Raw genomic sequence first — 1,401 nt, 5'->3', positions numbered from 1 at the left:
GGTACCTTTAGAATTCTGGTTTTACCATTCTTCTTTGGTATAGGGATTTCTCGTAATCCTGAATGCATCCAGTTGTTTCCTTCTTTCTGCAATCTTTTTACGAGTTTTACTCTTTCGTAGTAATCCATGGATTTAACTCCATCGATTCCTGCGGTTTTCTTACCCTGATTTAGTTGCGTTATTTGACGGACAGCCAACATTTGTGCTGCGCGGGATTTCATTATCAGTTTCTGTAGAGACTTTGCTTTACCAATGTCGCCTTCTCGAACTGCTTTGAACACTCGTCTTTGTAGGCGGAATAAGTCTTTGCGGAGTTTCTTCCAATTTTGACTTTTCCAGAGTTCGCTCGCTTCCTTTCGGTCGTGGCGTCTAACCATGCTCTTCTCCAATTTGTGTTTTCTGAATACCCGCCACCAGTTTTGGTGGCATCCTACCCGACAGTGGGGATTAAGTTAGACATTCCTTACTAAGGTTTCGACCGTTCCTTAGACCCAGTTGCTGTCGTTTTTACCTGTTCCGATGATTAGATTTATATGATGGTTTAGGACTACTCATTTCGCCTACTACCGCCTCAAGGATTACAGATGTCCTTTACAAAACTCTGTGAGGTTATATGGTAGTTGCTTCTCCACTAGTGGTTCCCAGGTTGGATTGCCGGGATTAGACGCTTTTCTAGAGTATGTTTATCCATGCCATCTCCCTTTTAGCGCCAGTGATACCTACCTGCGTCGGTTCTGATTGCGCCCTGATACCCGCTTCACTCTGTAGGATGTCGCCTACTCGGTGGGGTCAGATAAGGAGTCACCCATCCTCTAGGGGGCTAGGGTTTGCACCTGCATCCATTGAATCATCAGTTAAGCTTTGGGGTTGTTTTCCCCTTGACTCTCAACCCATACCTCTCTGTTTTCAGAGTCTCCTGGTTGAAACAGGCCGCACGTAAAGTTCCCGTGTGCCCCACGGTACTCAAGGCTCTAGTTAGGATATTTTTGGCGGCATTGTGGTCGCGGTCTAGCCGACACCCACATTTACAAACATGGGTTCGAGTTGATAATGACTTCTTGACTACCTCGCCGCAGTTAGAACAATTCTGGCTTGTGTAAGCCGGATTCACTGCAACGGTAACCCGACCAAACTTCTGCCCGAAATATTCTATCCACTCCCGAAAGTTATACCAACCTGCATCATTAATAGACTTAGCTAGACAATGGTTTCTAACCAGGTTTTTGACCCTCAGATCTTGCCTTACGGCACGCTTCGCGAACATAGGCGACCAAGTCGTTAGACCGGATTACGCAACGTGCCGGAGACGAAACCTTAGAAGAGTGCAGCCTTACAACAAAACCTGTTACCTTTGATGCATAGCCTACCAACTATAAAGGCTGCACTCTTCTTGCGGTAACT

At 46.1% G+C, this 1,401-nt stretch carries 1 protein-coding gene and 1 pseudogene; both read right to left on the bottom strand.

The window, feature by feature from the left end:
• Nucleotides 1-377 (bottom strand): reverse transcriptase N-terminal domain-containing protein (locus F6K49_RS49235; protein WP_293110039.1); only part of this gene is annotated, 377 nt, incomplete at its 3' end.
• A 473-nt stretch (nucleotides 378-850) separates the two neighbouring features.
• Nucleotides 851-1,301, bottom strand: a pseudogene (locus tag F6K49_RS49230) (transposase); the annotation flags it as partial.
• Nucleotides 1,302-1,401 lie beyond the last annotated feature (100 nt).

It is taken from the genome of Moorena sp. SIO3I6, from assembly GCF_010672095.1.
Note: the sequence above shows the minus strand (reverse complement) of the source record. Positions and strands in the feature narration are given on the sequence as shown.